This window comes from Pseudoalteromonas sp. XMcav1-K, assembly GCF_044005875.1.
Taxonomy (GTDB): Bacteria; Pseudomonadota; Gammaproteobacteria; order Enterobacterales; family Alteromonadaceae; genus Pseudoalteromonas; species Pseudoalteromonas spongiae.
The window spans coordinates 580045-599292 of the sequence record NZ_JBIPJE010000050.1; the positions used below are offsets into that span (position 1 = coordinate 580045).

Sequence of the window (19248 nt, forward strand, 5' to 3'; positions counted from 1 at the left end):
TTTTTTTGCTAAGTTAACCAACTTCCATTAGTAAATGTTGGTGAAAATAGTCAAAAAATCAGTCTGTGAGTTAACCAACTTCATTAACGATCCTCAATTAACTGATTTATTTATAGAATGTAATAAAAAGCAGCCGGTTGGCTGCTTTTTTTATGGGGGGAATTGGGGTATTATTTCTTGTTATTTTAGGGCAAATCAAACCTTCAATTTTTAAAATAGAAATAGGAGCCTTTTGATTGAACATAGTAACGGAATTAAGTGCGAACACAGGTTCAAATGTTCGCTTAGATAAATTCTTTCAGTTCATTGTTGTTTCAAATATTACACCAGCAGAAGATGGTTTTGAGTCAAATGCCAAGATAGGCGTTTATACTTGTTTAATTTCATCTTGTTGTGATACTCATGTTACTGCAGATTTGACTGATGCCAACTCCCCTGTTTTGAATTGCGTTATAACTGTGAATGGCGTCGAGACAGATGAAATAGAAGACCGTTCCCACTTTTTTCTTGAAGAGTCGAATATTAGAGGTTTTTGGGGGGAGCGGTCTGTTGTTAAATCACCATCAAAACAGGATATAGAGGCTCTGTTGGGAGTTGGAGAGATTCCATCTGAAATATTAAGGCAGAGCAAAATAGTATATATTGATCAATCACATATGAAGTCCTGTGTGTTAGTGAAACAGTTTAAAGACAATCAGTCTTTGACTATTGGTAAGGATAAATTTCCTAATGGTTATTGGTTGTATCACGAGTTTAATACATGTATCGATAGTAATAGTACCGGCGTAGGGGTAAAAGCGAAGGTTAAATTAGACAAAATAAACGCATCTTCACCTGATTTAAGAGTTTATTTTCAGTTTCCAAAATCCCTTGAAATACACAACGAGAGAGTTGAAATAACCCCGTCTGAAGTACTTAAAACAGCATCTGATCAAAAATCTTCAAAGGTTGTAAATAAGCTTCGTAACTTTCTTTCTCAAAAAGATTCTGAAGAACAAAATAGCAGTTCAAATAATAGTTTTTTTGGCGCAAAAGCAAGAGTAGAGCGAGTTTTTTCACAAAGCAGGATTGAGTATTATGATGAATGGATCCAAGGTGGTATAAAGAAATCTAACCTTTTTAGATTACAAGAGAATAAACAAGCGCAAAAATTAATGGATGATGGGTTAGAAGAACTTTCTATTGATATGGCCTTGATTGATGTTAATAAACCCAAAGAGCGTGAATATAAGATGCTGTTGTATAGTTTGCTGTTATCTCTATTCTGTTCATATGGCTTAGATGCAACTAGACAAAACCTAATAGGTTTTCAGAACCTCTTTTTATTAGGTTCTGATTTTATTACATTTATGTGGTTGCTGCTCTGTGTTGGAATTGGAATAAAGCTATTCTTCTATTTTAAAGTTGATAAGATACTAAATTATAATAGAAAGAATAAAGATTCTTTCTTTAATAAGATGCTTGTAAAAAAGCATTCATTAGGAGTCACTATATTTCCAGAGCTATTATTAACTGTACCGTATCTGGTATTGGGTGAAAGCATAAGTAGGTACTTATTTGAAACTCTGAAATTTGATGTTCATGCAGAACCTATTCAATGCGCATATCAAGTGTTTATTTATTGCGTTTGGTTCTTTATATTAATTAGTGTAGTCTGGTTCTTGATAAAAACTTTTTATATTTATAAAAAAGGGGATTAGATGTTGGCTATGCAACCTTTAGATATACCTATAGAAGAAAAAATTATTTACTTAGCAAGATTAAATGCTGCTCAAGTTAGTGAAGAAGAGCGTAGTACACTGAGCTTTAATGGTAGGAAGTACCATAGATATATGGATTGCTTCTATACATATAACGAACTAAGTGAAATGGATAAAGATGAGGTTGAGCTGTTGTCATCACTCAGAATTGAAAAAGATTCTGAAGTTATTGATTATGACTATACAAAAGCAGTTATAAGTTATTTGCTAAGTATTTCAGTAGAAGCATCAAATGAGTCAACCATAATCGATTTTGGTTGCGGAAATGGGATTTTAGCTGAGGTTTTGAAAGAGGGAAAATTCAACGTTAAGTCTCTTATTGGGCTTGATTTAGCAAGTTTCGCTTTAAAAACAGCAGAAAAAGCGTACAACAAAAATCTTCCTGACAGTGTGACTAAAACTCGTTTTTTTTATAAAAACAATAAATTAGAAGAGCTAGATAATACTGTAGACACGATAATCTCTTCATTTGTAATGCACTTTCCGGTTTTTGAATCTCAATTGAGGGAATTTTTTAGAGTCTTGAAACCGAACGGTAAGTTTGTTTATAACGATTATATTCATCACAAGCAACCTGCTCATTATAAAAAAATACTACAAATGTTAAAAGTTATAGGTTTCACATGTAAAGAAACAACTTTTAGTTTAAAGAGTTCATATAGTAATAAAGTAGGAAGTCATCGAATTGTTGAATGTCTTAAACCAGAGTAGAACAAAAACTAAAATAACAAAGACACCCACTCTAATTTGATTTAGTTTGGGGGTTTTTCTATGTTTAGGGTAAGTACCACTTCTTAAGGATGAGAAGTTATGGCGGTTCCAAGAAAACAGCAAATCAGTCGTTTGAGCACCGTCGCGCTTGGGTTGAAAATAAACTACTTGAGTTGACCAAGGTGTTTTGTATTGATGTTTGTGCTTATGCAGTAATGAGCAACCAGCAAAACATCTGGAATGTTTTACAACAGCATAAGCTGGCCCGAAGGGCGTAAGGCAGGACGCCTGAAGTATACTCATATTGTATTGTGTGTCGATGAGAAAAAAGCAAAGCGGTTAAAGCAAAAAGCCATCATTATTCGTTGGCATAAATTGTTTAAGGGTAATTTGCTTACACAAAAATACCTATCTGGTGAGCAGCTAAACTCATCTGAGCAATTTACACTTGATGAAATGACTCAGGTTTTCCGCAATCGGCTAATGGATATTAGCTGGTTTATGCGAGTGCTTAATGAAGATATTGCGCGTAAAGCTAATTTTGAAGATAACTGTACTGGCCGCTTCTGGGAAGGCCGCTTTAAATCCCAAGCATTACTAGATGAAGCCGCACTTGCTGCCTGTATGGCATACGTTCACCTAAACCCAATACGAGCAAAGGTTTCAAATACACCAGAGGGTTCAGAATACACCAGCATTCAACAAAGAATAAAAGCAGCGTTAACAGGTAAACAACCAAAACCACTTATGAAATTTATTGGCAACCCAAGAAAGCACATGTCAAAGGGATTGCCGTTTGAACTAAAAAGTTACTTAGATCTTGTTGAGCTAACTGGACGTATTCTTAGAGAGGATAAACGCGGTGCAATCCCAAGCGACACACCTCAGATATTAACCCGTTTATCAATAACAACTGAAAATTGGCTAAAGCTCACTACGCAATTTACCAAAGCATTTCATGGCGCAGTCGGCAAACCAGAGCATTTAATTGATTACTGCGAGGACCTAGAAAAGAAACGACGACCTAATGTGGCGAATGCTAGCAAATTACTTGCTTAATTAATCGCGAAACTTAGTCAACATCGTAGATAACAATGCCCACAAAAGGTGAAGGTCTGTGGGAAAATATTACCTCCCGATAAGATTCATACATAAAACTATTTACTATTGATATAAAACGGCTTCAATCTTTCAATTTCAGATTGTGAAATCGCAGTGCCATTTGTTGGAGTGGTTCTAATTGCTGGGTCAACCGGGCAATTAGAAAATTAAAGTGGGTGTCCTCAGTACTCTTCCTCAGACAAGACGAAGCGAACCATACATTGCATTGTGCACCGATGATAATGAGAATTACAAAGACACCAACGAGAATTACAATAATCAATGGGGGGTAGAGTCGCTGATTTCCTCTCAAACTTTTTTCATGCAAAGCTAGCTGTCGTACTAGCTTTTTGTTTATAAATCTTTTCTTTTTCTATTTGATTCGTTAATTTAGTTATATGAATTTAAGGGACTAATTTATTTTCGATCAGTCAAAATAGCAAAGAGCAGTATTATTTTTTAATACTAACAAGTTGAAGAGTGGATGCGTATGGCACCGATTATTAAAAATGCCAAAACCCCAATGCTCGAATGGATTACAATCATTATGTTATTGTTTCTAATTCCCTCAATCTATTTTATTGAAACTGTAGTGATTCCTCAGGGGCGAAGCGTTTAAGCAATCATGCGAGAAGAATCACCAATGTCGTTTTGGCTGCACATAATTGCCGCGAATACTATTTGGCTCTTTTTATGTTATCGCGACTTGAAGACCCGTAAAACCACATGAAAACGGAATCAATGGGTCAGGAATCAGATTAATGCCCCTAGTAAGCTTACCGATTTAATCGAAGTTTTTTCTATATTATTTTCTATTTCTTATATCAAGATATAGTCACTTTTTATATATGGGTATTTAAATAATGTGTGGAATTATAGGTCAGTTTTCTTGCACTACTATCAAGCCTTCTGTCACTCAAGAAGCATTGTCGAGCATTCAGCATCGCGGACCAGATGGTAATGGCAGTATGTTATTTGAAACCGACATGGGTAATGTCATGTTTGGACATACACGTTTGAGTATTTTGGACCCATCTGAGTCTGGGGCTCAGCCCATGCAATCTAAATGCGGGCGATATGTTATTACATTTAATGGAGAGATTTATAATCATTTAGATTTAAAAAAAATATACCTCTCAGGGCAAAGTTTTAATGGCAGATCGGATACAGAAACAATAGTGGAATTAGTTTCTGTGCTAGGAGTTGATAAAACTTTACCTTTATTGAATGGCATGTTCGGCTTTGCAATTTACGATAAACAAGAAAGTAAAATTCACCTCTGTAGAGATAGGTTTGGTGTTAAACCTATTTATTATAAAGTTGATAAGCAATCATTTCATTTTGGCTCCGAAATCAAACCCATCATTAAGGTGTCGAGAACTAAAATTCATGTATCTTCCGTCTCATTAAATCTATTGTTACAGTTTAGATATGTACCGTCACCATACACTTTATTTGAAGGCATCAAGAGACTAGAGCCTGGTCATGTAATCACTTTTTCCCTTAAAAATAGTAACTACACTTTAGCGTCTTTTGTTAAATACCCAATTTCTCGGTTTTCAGGCAGCTATGAAGAGGCTTGTCACCAATACAAAGAGTTTTTTCAGCAAGCTGTTGAGAGGCAATTGCAGTCTGATGCACCAGTGGGTGTTCTCTTATCTGGGGGAATAGATTCGGCATTGATTGCTAAATTTGCTTCTGAAAAAAAGCCTGGCCTTTCAGCTTACACGGTTGGCTTTGAAGGGGATTGTGAGCAAAACGAAATTAAGCAGGCTAAACATACTGCAGATGCATTAGGACTAAAGCATCACAGCGTCATTGTTTCTAATAATGAGTTATGGAATTCATTTCAAAGCGCGGTTTCATTCAATGAAGAACCTCTTGGTACGACTTCAATATTACCAATGTGGCATTTAACTCATAATGTTGCACGTGATTTAAAGGTTGTGTTAACGGGCCAAGGTTGTGATGAGCCGCTAGGCGGATATCAAAGGTATCGCGCTGAAAAAATAACTTCGCAACCTGTATTAAACCTATTAGGTAAATTAGGCTCTCCACTATTAAAATTAGCTGGTGCGAGGAATGACAAGCTGCGGAGATTACATAAAGTCTTATCTGCAAATTCTCCAGCAGAGCGATTCCTCAACTCTTATTCAATGTTTGATGATATCGTCATAGAGCAATTAATAGGTAAAGTTAACAAAGTTGAATCTATTGAATTGATTGAATATTGGTTGAAGTTTGCCAAGCGAGAGAAATCAGCTGAAGATATGATGTTCATAGATACGAGAATGAACCTATCCGATGATCTGTTGCTATATGGAGATAAGTTATCAATGTCTGCTTCTTTAGAGGCTAGAGTACCAGCGCTTGATAATGAATTAATTAACTATATTGAGTCTTTACCTCTTAATTATAGGCTCACGCAAAGACAAAATAAGCGAATTCATCGAGACGTTGCTAGACAGTATTTGCCAAGTGAAATAATTAATAGACCTAAATTGGGCTTTGAAGTGCCATTTGGAGAGTTACTAAAATCGGATTGGAAGGTGAATGCTGAAGATGTGTTATTTGGTTCTGAAAAGTTATACAACTACATCAACAAGGACGCTGTTAATCAAATTTGGTATCAGCATAAGAGTGGTAAAATTGATCTTTCAAGGCAGTTATTTACCTTTATGTCATTATCATTTTGGGTAGAAGAGCACTTGTCATGATAAATAAAATGAACCAAGCAAGCTTTTGAATAGAATAACAAAGACATCCATTCTAATTTGATTTAGTTTGGGTGTTTTTCTATGTTTAGGGTAAGTAACACTTCTTAAGGATGAGAAGTCATGGCGGTTCCGAGAAAACTGCAAATAAGTCTGGTTGATACTCCTTTCTATCATTGTATTTCGCGTTGCGTAAGGCGTGCCTTTTTATGTGGCGAAGATAAAGTCACAGGGCAGTAGTTTGAGCACCGTAGGGGTTCTAATTTTGTTCAGTATTATTGGCTAGAAGGGCCGGGTTCATTAGGAGCTTATAGGTTTAACGTTTATATTAACAATAAAAACGTCCAAACAATTACCTTTGAGGTGGTGCCAAATGAATTGTAATTCTGAATTTATTCGTGATGGAATTAAGATGCTATTTTGTTCCGCAGTATTCTTTATTGTTTCTTATTATTTTTATGATAGTGGTGAAATTGTTAGTAGAGGAGAGAATACCAGCTCTGTTGATAAACCATTTGAATTCTGGTCGATAGTTTTATTGTTTTTTACAGGCTCAATTATATCTTTAATTTATTCATTAAGTTTGTTTGTCAAATGCTTTGAAGAAGATAACTCCGGAGATTAAAAGGAATCAGTGGTGTTGGATAGGTAAAGCAATTAACATAGACACCCACTCTAATTTGATTTAAGCAAAAAACTCTTTAAGTGTTTTTAGAACAGCCTTTACTTTGTACGATTGTTTTCTATCAATGGTTAACGCATATAAATCTAGGGGATCTAATTGCCAATCTGGTAACACTTTTACTAGCATACCTGCCTTGATTAAATGCTGGACTTCTAAATCAGGCAAAATAGCCATACCGTACCCAGCTTGCACATGGCTGGTGAGCGCATTGATATCATTAAAACGCATTCTATATTTAGGTTGATAATGAAATGTTTCGTTATTTGAATGAGTAAGACTGATATCCGAAAATTTTCCTTGGCTTAGGTGTTTTAACCAATAGTGTTTTTTCAGATCGCTTGGCAGAACAGGGTTACTATGCTTTTTGAGATACTCAGTGCTTGCAAAGATGCTTTTAGCTAATTTTCCTAGAGAATGATAAATAAAATTAGACTCTTCAGGCTCGCCTACTCTCACGGCAATATCAATGTGCTCTGCAACCAGATCAATACTTTTATCATTTGCTATAACAGTAATCGATAAGCCAATATTGTTATCTAGGATCTCCTTTAAGCCTTGTGCCAAAGGGTGAGATGCTATGCCTACTGTTGCAGAAATACGAATTTCACCTTCCAAAGAGTGCTTTACTTCGTAAATGGCATCTTCTGCATCTTCTGCAGCCATTAACATTCTCTTTCCGTGTTGATAGTAGCGTTTACCGGCTTCAGACAAACTAAGCCTTCGTGTTGAGCGATAGATTAGCGCAACTTCAAGCTCATTTTCTAACTGGGTGATGTATTGGCTTACTGCTGAAGGCGTCATACTAAGTGCTTCGGATGCTGCTCGCATACTGCCACATTCAATAACCTTACAAAAAATAGCCATTTGCTTTAGGCGATTAATCGATGAAATGCTCATTAAACTGACCAACTGTTAAGTACAGCTTAATAAAGTAATCAATTAATAGCATCTAATCAAATGATTGGTTAGTTATTATTATAAATTCACGAAATCACAAGCCATCACGTTAAGGCAAATCATGAAAATCAAACATTCAACTAGTAAGTTCTTGGCTGCAATTATCACCTCTATGTCAATATTGAGTAGTGTGAGCGCCAATTCAACGCCGTTAGAACCGTTAAACCAAGGTAGTTCAATGAAAGTAATAGCAATTAAAGCACAAGACGCATTTTTTAAAGATTACAATGCAGCAGACGTTAAAAAGTACTTCCGAGAAGATTATATTCAACATAATCCGCATGTTCCCACGGGGTTAGCACCGGTGTTAGGCTTTTTACCTAAATTAAAAGAGGCGGGCACGACTTATACAAACCATCGCCTGTTACAAGATGGTGAATTTATCATTATGCACAACACCTACAATAACGCAGAAGCGTTTGGTGCTAAAGAAGTGGTCACTTTTGATATCTGGCGCATGCAAAATGGACAAGTTGCCGAGCATTGGGATGCGATTGCGCCAATTGTTAAAGAAACTGCTAGTGGTAGGTCACAGTTTGATGGGCCAACAAAGGTTGAAGATATTGATAAAACTGAGGCCAATAAAAAGCTTATTGCTAACTTTATGCAAGATGTTTTCTTCGGTAAAGCGCCGCAAAAAATTACCGAATACATCAGCGCAAAGCAGTATGACCAACACAATCCGATGGTTAAAGACGGTTTAGATGGTTTGAATGAAGCGCTTGCCTACCTCGCATCTCAAAACAATATGTTTGAGTACCATAAAGTTCACCGAATTTTTGGCGAAGGTAATTTTGTATTGACCCAAAGTGAAGGGCGCTGGAATGGAAAGCCTCAGGCATTCTATGACTTATTCCGCGTGAAAGACGGTCAAATCGTTGAGCATTGGGATGTTATTCAAGAGATACCTGCTCAAATGGCTCATTCAAATACGATGTTTTAAATCAGCTAGTCAATGGGGGCTGAGTCGTTGATTTGTATTTCAACCTTCTAACATTGTAGTGGCATAGTTAATTTGGCCACCCATTAAGAAAGAAATGTTATGCAATTGAACATACAAATTTGGGTAAAAAAATGACGAAGTTAAAATTTAAAGTGGGTGTCCTCGATAATACTCGAGAATAACTATATATCACTCGATAACTCACGTGATTAATAGAATATTAATAGATACAGCAATAACAGCCTCCGGTCAGCACCTGTTAGCATAGTTAACAGGTGCTGACTAGAAGATGTTCCTTTCGTTTTGCTAGTAGTAATTACTGACAATGTTCTGGAATAGTTAGATGATAAAGTGAATCAAGTTCTTTAACTTCTTTTAATGTAGAGCAATCTAAAGCGTTATTGCCGCTGAGATACAATGCTCCTAGTCTATTTAATGGAATAAGAGGAGATGCATCAAGTATGTTGTTTTGTGATAGGAAAAGCATTTTCATAGCCGTTAATCCTGATAGGGGACTAATGTCAGAGACTCCGGTATTTGCGAGCCTTAATGCGAAAATATTGGTTAGGTCTGCTAGAGGAGATAAGTCTGTTATGCCCTGATTGTCATTTAGATTCAGGTGTTCTAATGATGTTAGGCTTGATAAGGGACTTATGTTTGTTACTTTATTTTTAGTTAAGTTGAGCTCAGTTATGTTAACAAATTGCTCTAAGCCTTTCAGTGAGCTTATATCGTTATCGTAACAAGTCAAATAAGTAATGTCGTTAATATCAACGATTGTCTTTCCTACAGTTATACAATGTAATAAGTTTACATCCTCAATTAAATTCAAATCGGCGGGGCTAGATAAACAGTTGTTATAACTTAAAATATTAGTTTCTTTAAGTTCAAGCTTTAAGCGCGCAATATCCTCACATAAAATGTTATAAGAATCATGAAGTTCTAAAGTTTTTAATGCTGTTAATTTAAATAAGCTATCAATGTTTGTGACTTCAGTGAGCCCACGTAGTGATAAAGTTTTTAGGTTTGTGAGGTTATCTAAAGCGTCAATATTTTTAATTGGATTTTCAGATAAAGACAAAACTTCGAGTTCAGTCAATTCTGAAATAGGGCTAATGTCTTCAACATCGTTGGCTGATAAATCTAACCTTTTTAGCGTTACTAAATTTTTAATTCCGTTAATGTCAGCAATAGCGTTGCCTGTCAGGTTTATCTCTTCTAAATAAGGGCTAACAACCGTGTTTAGCTCGTCAATTGATGTTAAACCACTTGCACTAGCATCAAGCTTTTCAATGGATTGAAGTTGACTAAAATTAAATAAAGTATCGAGCTGTGCTGAGGATACATTAAGCTCTTTTAAATTTGTTAGGTATGATAACGTGTCTATATTTTCTAACCTATTACTATTTAAGTCTAATCTTTCCAAAGATGATAAATTCTTCAAAGGTGATATATCAATTATTCCTCTACCATACGAATAATACAATTTGCTTAGTTCTAGCTCTTTTAAACTCGTTACTTCGGCTAAAGGTGATAAATCGTCTAAGTTTTGGTTATTGCTAGCCCTTAAAACTTGGAGTTTTGATAAGTGAATTAAATGGCTAATATCAGATAGGCGGGCGTTACCACTTATATCTAACTCTTTTATTTCAGTTAACTTGGACAAGAACGATATGTTGCTTAAATTAGAAGAAGCTACACTAAGGTAGGTCAATTGGGTTAAAGCTTCTAAACTATTTAACGACTCAATTCTTAGATTATTGATTTCAAGCGTTTCTAGCTGTTTTAGAGGTTCTAGCGTTTTGATATCAAGTACGCCTGAATTGGCTCTGTTTAGTGTTAAGTGCTTTAAATTTACAAGTTTGGAAATCGGATTAAAATCAGACAATGCGGTTTCAGACACATCTAGCTTAAGTAATTGAGTTTGGTTTATAAGTGCGCTTAAGTCAGAGAGCCTTAAATTATGTGAAACATTCAGGCTTGTTAGTTTAGTCCAGTCCACTAAGAAACTAAGAGAAGTTAAGTTTAGATCGGTAAGTGAAAGGCTTTCAATGTTGGCTAATCTATGAAACTCATCCGAGTTAGTTATTTCGAAATTATTTAAACTTAACGAAGTGAGTGAAGTCAGCTGCGCAATATCGTCTGCATCTATTTTGCTATAGGTATATGGAGCACTATTTAGAGACAGTGATTGTAACGAGCTAATTTTTTTTATGTCTTTACTAATATTATCAATTGTCGCATGTGTGAGCTGCAAATCCTTTATGTTATTTAATTCAGTTAACCAGCTGATATTACTTAGCTTGTTGCTTTGTATGTTTATTTTCTCCAATCGCGTAAATAGTTCAATGCCCTTTAAACTTTCGATTGATTCGCTTATACACTCTAAAGATTCTATGCCTAAGTCCGCGTTCTCGTATTGAGAGATACACATGTTTAAGCCTGCGTTATCAATAAGATGGTCTTCAATGTTTTGATACGCTTTTAGTGTAATTTCAACTATCTGTTTAGCCGTTGCTGAATCATTGTCGGTAACAGTTAATTCAAATGTAACTATTTCATCTTGTTGTAAGTCGGGTGCAACAAAACGTAATTCTGATTCATTTGCAGCAAATTGAACAATGTCTGTGCCTGAAGTTTGCTGCCACAAATACTGCGTGATACTACCGTCATTATCACTTGCATCAGGTGTAACTGTAACCGTTTGTCGTTCGTATACTTCGACAGGAGAAAACGCTGAGATAGTTGGAGCATCGTTTACGACAGCAGGAGTTGAATCTTTTTTACTATCGGAGCCACCGCCACAACCTATGAGAAATGAAGAGAGAGCAAATGCAACTAGCTTGCGAGAGAGTGTTTTGTTCACAAAAAATCCTTTTAAATTTAATATGGTATATTTGATTTGATAAAAACGTGAATAATACGTCAAAGGAGGTGGCGTACACAATATGTATGGGGCTACAGGTGAGTTTATAATCGAGATTAAAAGTTTAAAAGCAACCAGTGTGGTAATTGTTGGGGGCAGTTAGCCGAGCTGTTGCACAATGCAAGATCTGACCCCTTCGCTTTTTAGAAATAGCTAATTATTTTGGTGTGCATTACTCCACAGTTAGCCGAGCTGTTGCACAAAGCAAGACCTGACCCCATGATCCCCCATGACCCCATGATCCCCCTTAGAAAAGAAACGACGACCGAATGTAGCGAATGCTAGCAAATTACTTGCTTAATTAATCGCGAAATTCAATCAACATCGTAAACAAAAATGCTCACCAAAAAGGTAAAGGTTTATGGGGAGGATATTATCTCTCGATAAGATTTTTACATGAAATCCATATTTATTAATATTAACACGCTGCAAACTTTCAATTTTCGGCAATGAAATCGCAGTGCCATTTGTTGGAGTGTTTCTAGTTGCTCGGTCAACTGAGCAATAATTAAAGTGGGTTTCTTTATTATTCAGCCCAGCATGTTTTAATAATTCCTTTTTTAATAACTACCCAAATAGCTTTAGGGACTGCCCATAAATGCCAGATCAGTATTTAACCACTGTAGTTTTAGAAAAGGCATCAAATTCACTCTTAGCGATTATATTTCTTGTATTTTGACAGCATCGAATAATTAGAGATTACTATACAATTAATAGCTTGATTATTTTCCTTAAATCTATACTTTACTAACTGATTTTCAAAATATTGCGGCACTTAGGGAAGCTACTACATCCCCAAAATTCATTACCTGCATTTTTACCTTTAGTGGCTTTTCGTAACACCATTTCAGCACCGCATTTTTTACATGGTTTAGTATCAGGTTTTTGTTCAACAATCGCTTTTACATGCTTAACATGTTGTCGATTTGTCTTGAATCCACGCTCCAAGCGGCCACTTTCAATCTGATCAACAATATTGGCTACTTCATCGTTGGTAAAAACAATTTCTTTCTTACTTTTAATATATTCAATACCACCACGAGCAAAGGCTACGTTATCAGGCATTTTTGTTTTAAAGGTACTATCACCAATGAAGATAATGACGGAAAAAACGCACTCTTTCTTTGTGGTGAGACAAGCTTCTAACGTTTTGACATGTTTATAATTTTGATGCAACGGGTTTTGAAACTTCGATGTATGCTTGTAGATCTTTTGTGTCCACTGCTTTTGATTATCGCCACCAAAAATCCAACCTTTCATGTTCTTAGTTTCAACGACAAAGATACCAAATTTGGAAACGATAATATGGTCTATCTGTGTGGTGCCATTTTCGGTCGGTAGGGTGACATCTTTAATTAAGTGATATTCGTTTTTGTCGAGAAAAAATTTGATTAGCTGGTTAACTTGCCATTCACCAAATACGCATTTGAACCAGGCTGATTTTATGATTGCAACAAATATAAATAGAGGGATCAGGTACCAAAAGCTACCGATCACCATATTTAGGTAAGTTGATAAATCCATCTTTTACTAATTCCCTTATTGAAAACTAATGGTTAATCGTCTTCTTTAACTTCCAATTAATTCCATAATAAATAACAGCGCCGACTAAGCCACTATATAAACATACTTTGTGTAATACAGACACTGAGATTATTCCTAAAAACTGGTTGTTCAGAGTGAAGGGAAAAAAAGGTTCAACGTCTGCATGCATAATGCTGTCTAGTAGTACGTGGCTGAAACTACCGATAAATGCACTAAGTAATACAACCCCCCAGGTGATTGATATTGATGCGTCATTCTCCGTAATCCTCAGTATTTTTAGGCCAAGCTCTGATAAATACTTTCCTGACAATGCTGCAAAAAGAGCAATTAATATTGCGCCAAGATAGGTATGGGTAAAACCATGCAAATGTCCTTCACCCGTTATCAACACGATTAACGGTTGTATATCCATTACAATTTGGGTCCAGCCAAACACCATTAAACTGAAGCTGCCTCGTAATAGCGACTTTATTAATACCCCCGGTCCCATATGTATTGGCGTGAATGGCATCTAATTTAAATCCTCTATATTTCGACCAATTTGAGTTTTCAACCTTGTGTCTTGTGCCGCAATTTGATCGACCACATCGAAGAAAAAAGCTCTATATTGATCTGCTAAAACTTTGTCACGACCTATCACTTTTCCATAGTCACCAAAGTCCTCCCAAGGGGAGTTCTCAATTTCTTGAATCCAATAAGTAAGGCCTTCATCACCATTCTCTCCATATAAAACAGCAACGCGAGGATAATCATTTTTATCAATTGATATGGCAACGGTGAACTTGTTTGGGTGTCCTGTTGGTATGCGAATCCAATAATCTGCTTCCACATCGCCAAGTTGGTTCTCAACTCGACCGCAGAACAGCTTAATTTCACTCTCACAACAGCTGCATGATGAGGACTCAAGCTCATCTTCTTCAATGACTGAAAACCTATTTTTGTTCGTATAGCTCGTGTATTCAAATGCTCTATGAGCAGGAATTCCATTTGATTGCTCGTCAAATAGAGTGCAGCCATGTGATGTTATATAAAACATGGGGCGAGATTTACTGTCTTGAAGTTGAATCTCTAATTCAATAAGGCCGTTAGATATGGTGTATGGAAACGCGTTTGCGAGGATTGCGTCAATGCGAGGCTCTTCTACTGGAACATCTACATCCCATAATTCTTCTATTCTTTCGAAGTCTTTTTCAGAAACTTCAGCCCAAGCGCCTAAACAATAGTCTTCTTGATTTTTAACAGGCAGAGGAATTAATCCTCTCACGAAAAATCGATTTCCATCCAATACGTATAGATCCGTGCTTCCTTCGGCTCTGACTTCCTTTTCTTCTTCAGGTAATGCAAAAATTTCGTCAGGTAAACCAAAAGTCAGTTCCATTTGGTTTGCTAGCAGCATCTTGTCGCAACAGGAGCATTTAATTAATTCATTCATGTTTTTCTTTTAATTTTGTTTCGACGTTTTCGGCAATACACCGCTCTAGTAGCAGTTTTTTAGCGAAAGGGTGCAGGTTTTCTGCTTCAATTTCTTTAAGCCTTCTCTTATCAATAACTGCTAATGTTTGAATAAGAGAGTCTTCTGAGTTTAAGGCCTGTTCACTCCTTAAGTCATGAACAAACTCCCAACATGCTTCATATGCATCTTGACGACTAAGCTCTCCGTAATTACTTAGTTCGTCACTATTCGCAGAAGCTATTCTATTGGTTAGTTCAGGATCTTTGGAAACCCACTTTTTGTTGGACTCATCAAACATTCTAGGAATGTTCCAAAATACTCGGATGCAAAAATTGGCAACAACTTTTTTATCAAGAGTGGTCCAAGCATGCCCGCATAAACAGGCACCATATACCGCACAGTTAATAGCAAACCTAGGGCGGATAGATGAAGCAATCCTTTGTTCTGAAAGATGTTTTAATTTAGTCCATTTCATAGTGGTTATTAACGCAGAAGTATAAATATTTATCAATTATTTATTGCTTTGTGATTATTGTTTGATAATTATGCGGCCGCTTAATTAATCATCAACTAACTGTAAAGGAGTAAAAATCATGACAAATACATCTTTATCCTTTGCAGGTCTTGTCCATCCAATAATTCTTTAGCTTTCTGATAAAGCTACGCCCCCAGTCACTTGACTTGCCAATACGTTTTTCGTTTTAAATCCTATTTTAAGGAGTTGGTATTATGGGCACATCCGTCCAAAAATTACTGAAAGCGTTAGCCTTATTGCGTCTACTGATACGTGGATTGAAGGGCTAGCAGTACAACAACTGATCAAAATATCAGAATTAACAGGTATACAGCGAGCAAATCAATGGGGTCATAGTTGTTGGTTTTCGGTTTAGATTCAGTTTATTTCGTTGCGTAAAGCGCTTTTTTTAAAAGCTAGATAACACTATCTAGCTTTTATATTGACAGTTTATAACCTACCGTTTTCCGGATTCATCACTCGTTGCGCTAGTTCTTTTGAATTCGCAGCTTTGAATTTTGGTGCTAAGTAGGTTTTTGCCATTTCAACACGGGTTTTAAATTCATTACTGTTTAAAACGTCTTGATTAACCACTTTTAATCTTGCTTTATTTTGCCATTTAGAGATGGTTTTTTTGTCTTCTTCAGCATCTAAAGGTAAAATTTGTACATGTGCTTGGTTCCAGCCCATATCAACATCAAACTCTACAAAATACTCTTTGCCAGCTTCTACATTTGCTTCAAGTACTGAATAACGTTCTGAAAGGGCAATATATTTATGCTTACCCGGTTTGACTTTAACTTGAAAATATTGTCCCACTCGCGTACTTGCAACAAAACCATCTTCATCCCATATATCAAATGGAACACTGCCTATCAGTTTTTCCATGCGGAAAAAATTAATTACAGCATGTTCGTCGTCTGGCTTCATAGGGTTTTTGCCATCTTGCATGATATCAAAACCAAGTAGTGAAGGGTTTGCGAGCAAATTGTCATATGCATCATTTTTTCTTGGACTTTCAAGTTCGGCTTTATACTTAGTGCTCATTACCATTGATGCACCTAAATCGTAGTCAATCTCAGTTGTTTTTCCTGTCGAGTAGTCAATTGACATGAATACGGTTTCACCGGGTCGGTTATCAATCTTCGCATAACCAAATCCGGCTAGTCCTTGTACTAGGTGAAGTGAATTGATTCCCGAATCCAACTTCAAGAGTGTATGCGAGCCATTTGAAAGATCAGCCACAACTTTATCATTTACTGCAATCCATGCGCCACGAGCGCCTCCTTGAAAATTGCTCCCTCTAATCATGTAAACGTAAGTTTGATCTTCTTTTGGTTGTTCAGTTTTAAACTGCTGAACTAAATTTTGATCTACCTTGTAAGTTGTTTTACATCCGGTAAGCGTAAGCATTAAACCTAAAGCCACGGCCGAAGCGGGAATTTTAAAAGATTTCACTAATCTCTCCATATCGTTTGTTTTTATATCCAATTAATTTGCTTAATAGCGCGCAAATTATCTAATAAAAACAAACTACTTGGAGCTATTTTTATTACTTTATTGTAAATGAACGAAAATCAATGGGGTCAAATGAGGGGGCAAGTTAAAAACACGAAGTCCGGTCTAGAATTGTGCATTGAAGAAAAAGTCACCTAATTTATTAACCTTTCTGGCATGCCAATGGGTGATCCGTTAACCCTATCTTATTTCATTTTGTAAGCATAAAATCAATTTGGATTTGAGTGAAGAACGCTTTATTAAATGCAGGTTTAGTGCGCGTTGATTTTGCAATAGTTACTTGGCTGTTGTAGTTTGTTGCTTTTGAAGTGATATGTGATCTGCATAAGGAATGCAATGAGTAGTGCCATTAATATTTTATACGTTGAAGATGATGTCGCCAGTGCACAAATTTTAACCCTTTATCTTGAAAAGCAAGGTTACCGAGTTAGTCACTTTGATAATGCAGTCGATGCTCAGCGGGCGCTCGATAATTTGGCGTTTCAGTTAGCTATTTTCGACGTTATGATGCCAGGAGGAGATGGCTTCTCTTTATTAAAAAATGCGACCAAAAAAGACATTCCCAGCATTATGGTGACGGCAAAGGTAACTGAAAGCGACCGCATTCACGGCTTTGACTTAGGCGCTGATGATTATGTGTGTAAACCCTACAGCCCAAGAGAAGTGGTATCACGTGTTCAAGCATTACTTAAACGCAGTTATAAGCATACAGGAGCGCACCAAGTATGGTTATTCGGCCAGTTAGAAATTGATGTCGATGCCAAATTGGTAAAACTGGCTGGCGATCATTTAAAACTTACCGCTGTTGAGTTTGCCATTTTGGTTAGTTTAGTCACTCATGCAAAGCGTATTATCTCGCGCGAACAATTGATTGATCTCGTGTGGCAAGGGCGCAGCGATATCACCGATAGAGCAGTCGATACCCATTTAGCCAACTTACGTAAAAAGTTGGGTGATAGTAAAAAAGATCCAACCTATATTGCCACACACTATGGTCAAGGTTATCAGTTTGTCGCGGCTAAAAAACAATGAAATTACGTACCAAATTTACGATCTTAGTTGCTAGTTGCACTTTTGTATTATTGGGAATTTATTACTTGTTAAGTGTATACACAGCAAGTAATGCATTTGTCGAGTTTAACCAAAAAAGTGTTGTGCAAATGACCACTGAGTTACTGGATGATGATAACGTGGAAGCGCAGATTACTTCGTTACCACGCAACTTTTCTGTTCAGCAACAATATACAGCACTATCTCATGTCTTTACTGAGCAGTTATTTATTTTGGTGCAAAATGAGCGCGTTATTTTGCCATCAGAAAGTGCGACCGATTTGCGGATTACCTATATTGCTGTGGAGCACGGCCATCAGTTTAAAATAGCGCCGCTCAATCAGTCTCCATTATTAATTCAATTCAGCCAAGAACAGTTGCTACTGAATGACCAAACGGGTGAATATGCATTATTTTGGTTACCCAAAAACACGCTGGAGCGAAAGCATCAAGAGTCTTTGTTGATGTCGCGCTTGGCCGATGAATTTATGCTGAGTTTGCTTGGCTTATCTCTGCTTGCTGCACTTTTGTCTTGGTTGGGCGCGTGGTACTTTTTAAAGCCGCTAAAACACCTTAAACACAGCTTTAAAGATATTGAAAATGGCAATTTAGACACCCGTATTGAAGTAACCAAACACGATGAGGTAGGTGAAATCCTAGCCAGTTTCAACCGCCTTGCTGCCTGGTTGCAAGGGTTACATCAGCAATATCGACAAATGAATTCAGATCTTTCTCATGAACTACGTACACCGCTCAATGCCATTCGTTCTCGCATTGAAGCGATGGAAGACGGAATATTACCGATGGAGCCTGAGCAGCTAAGCGTACTTGGTAAAGAGGTTGAATCACTGAGTCAGTTAATTGATGACTTAAGCCTGTTATCGCTGACCGAATCAAATCAGCTAACCTTACAATTTGACGAGGTTAATATTACACAGCTTATTACTGATTTAATGGCTAAATATCAGCTTCAGGCAAGTTCGCTTGGCATTGTGTTTACATCAGATTTAGCACCAAACACTAGGTTAGTCACCGATGCTAAAAGACTTAGGCAAATATTGGTGAACTTACTTGATAATGCGTTTAAATACGGCTCAGCTGGACAGTTTATTGCAGTAAGTCTAAACGCTTGTGACACGTATGTTGATATTGCCGTAGAAGACCATGGTGAGGGGATGTCGCAAACTCAATTAGACAATATCTTTGAGCGCTTTTACCGAGTACAAACGTCGCGTAACGATACCAATAGCTTAGGCCTCGGGTTGCCTATTTGTAAGCAACTTGCGGAGCTCTTAAGTGCAACATTGACGGTAGTAAGTGAACCAAATAAAGGCGCAAAGTTTTCATTAAGGCTTTTTAAAAAATCTTGAT

The 19248-nt window shown here is 36.7% G+C and carries 13 protein-coding genes and 1 pseudogene; 7 read left to right on the plus strand and 7 right to left on the minus strand.

Annotation, left to right across the window (positions count from 1 at the left end):
• Positions 1 to 236: 236 nt before the first annotated feature.
• The 4 genes and pseudogenes from ACHSBP_RS19500 to asnB all read left to right on the plus strand — a co-directional run bounded on the left by ACHSBP_RS19500 (position 237) and on the right by asnB (position 6289).
• A complete protein-coding gene (locus tag ACHSBP_RS19500) occupies positions 237 to 1700 on the plus strand; it encodes a hypothetical protein (RefSeq protein WP_395390200.1) in 1464 nt (487 codons plus the stop codon).
• Positions 1701 to 2471, plus strand: coding sequence for a class I SAM-dependent methyltransferase (locus tag ACHSBP_RS19505; protein ID WP_395390201.1), 771 nt, complete (start codon positions 1701 to 1703; stop codon positions 2469 to 2471). It begins immediately after the preceding gene.
• An 89-nt stretch (positions 2472 to 2560) separates the two neighbouring features.
• Positions 2561 to 3530: pseudogene (locus tag ACHSBP_RS19510) on the plus strand (transposase).
• Positions 3531 to 4435: 905 nt separating this feature from the next.
• Positions 4436 to 6289 (plus strand): asparagine synthase (glutamine-hydrolyzing), encoded by a 1854-nt coding sequence (gene asnB / locus ACHSBP_RS19515; RefSeq protein ID WP_010558687.1) that lies wholly within the window; start codon positions 4436 to 4438, stop codon positions 6287 to 6289.
• A gap of 682 nt (positions 6290 to 6971) precedes the next feature.
• Here asnB and ACHSBP_RS19520 read toward each other — a convergent pair.
• Positions 6972 to 7868 (minus strand): LysR substrate-binding domain-containing protein, encoded by an 897-nt coding sequence (locus ACHSBP_RS19520; protein ID WP_395390202.1) that lies wholly within the window; start codon positions 7866 to 7868, stop codon positions 6972 to 6974.
• Positions 7869 to 7989: 121 nt separating this feature from the next.
• Between ACHSBP_RS19520 and ACHSBP_RS19525 the strand changes: the two genes are divergently transcribed.
• A complete protein-coding gene (locus tag ACHSBP_RS19525) occupies positions 7990 to 8871 on the plus strand; it encodes a nuclear transport factor 2 family protein (protein WP_395390203.1) in 882 nt (293 codons plus the stop codon).
• Between the two features lie 316 nt (positions 8872 to 9187).
• Here ACHSBP_RS19525 and ACHSBP_RS19530 read toward each other — a convergent pair whose 3' ends face one another.
• The 6 genes from ACHSBP_RS19530 to ACHSBP_RS19555 form a co-directional block, all read right to left on the minus strand.
• The gene (locus ACHSBP_RS19530; protein WP_395390204.1) at positions 9188 to 11737 is read right to left on the minus strand and encodes a leucine-rich repeat domain-containing protein; all 2550 of its coding nucleotides are present in this window, start codon (positions 11735 to 11737) and stop codon (positions 9188 to 9190) included.
• 807 nt (positions 11738 to 12544) lie between these two features.
• On the minus strand, positions 12545 to 13321 hold the full coding sequence (locus ACHSBP_RS19535; RefSeq protein ID WP_395390205.1) for an NERD domain-containing protein: 777 nt from the start codon (positions 13319 to 13321) through the stop codon (positions 12545 to 12547).
• 25 nt (positions 13322 to 13346) lie between these two features.
• Positions 13347 to 13832, minus strand: coding sequence for a metal-dependent hydrolase (locus tag ACHSBP_RS19540; RefSeq protein WP_395390206.1), 486 nt, complete (start codon positions 13830 to 13832; stop codon positions 13347 to 13349).
• 21 nt (positions 13833 to 13853) lie between these two features.
• Positions 13854 to 14774 carry a DUF2199 domain-containing protein gene (locus tag ACHSBP_RS19545; protein WP_395390207.1) on the minus strand — a complete coding sequence of 307 codons (921 nt, stop codon included), beginning with the start codon at positions 14772 to 14774 and terminating at the stop codon, positions 13854 to 13856.
• Positions 14767 to 15270, minus strand: coding sequence for a hypothetical protein (locus ACHSBP_RS19550; protein ID WP_395390208.1), 504 nt, complete (start codon positions 15268 to 15270; stop codon positions 14767 to 14769). The genes ACHSBP_RS19545 and ACHSBP_RS19550 overlap by 8 nt, the downstream gene beginning before the upstream one ends.
• Before the next feature lie 489 nt (positions 15271 to 15759).
• Positions 15760 to 16767 carry a hypothetical protein gene (locus ACHSBP_RS19555; RefSeq protein WP_395390209.1) on the minus strand — a complete coding sequence of 336 codons (1008 nt, stop codon included), beginning with the start codon at positions 16765 to 16767 and terminating at the stop codon, positions 15760 to 15762.
• A gap of 396 nt (positions 16768 to 17163) precedes the next feature.
• Here ACHSBP_RS19555 and ACHSBP_RS19560 point away from each other — a divergent pair, with 396 nt between their 5' ends.
• Together ACHSBP_RS19560 and ACHSBP_RS19565 are read left to right on the plus strand one after the other, a co-directional pair.
• Positions 17164 to 17859 carry a response regulator transcription factor gene (locus tag ACHSBP_RS19560; RefSeq protein ID WP_395390210.1) on the plus strand — a complete coding sequence of 232 codons (696 nt, stop codon included), beginning with the start codon at positions 17164 to 17166 and terminating at the stop codon, positions 17857 to 17859.
• A 65-nt stretch (positions 17860 to 17924) separates the two neighbouring features.
• Positions 17925 to 19247 carry an ATP-binding protein gene (locus ACHSBP_RS19565; RefSeq protein ID WP_395390211.1) on the plus strand — a complete coding sequence of 441 codons (1323 nt, stop codon included), beginning with the start codon at positions 17925 to 17927 and terminating at the stop codon, positions 19245 to 19247.
• The last annotated feature ends 1 nt before the right edge of the window (position 19248 follow it).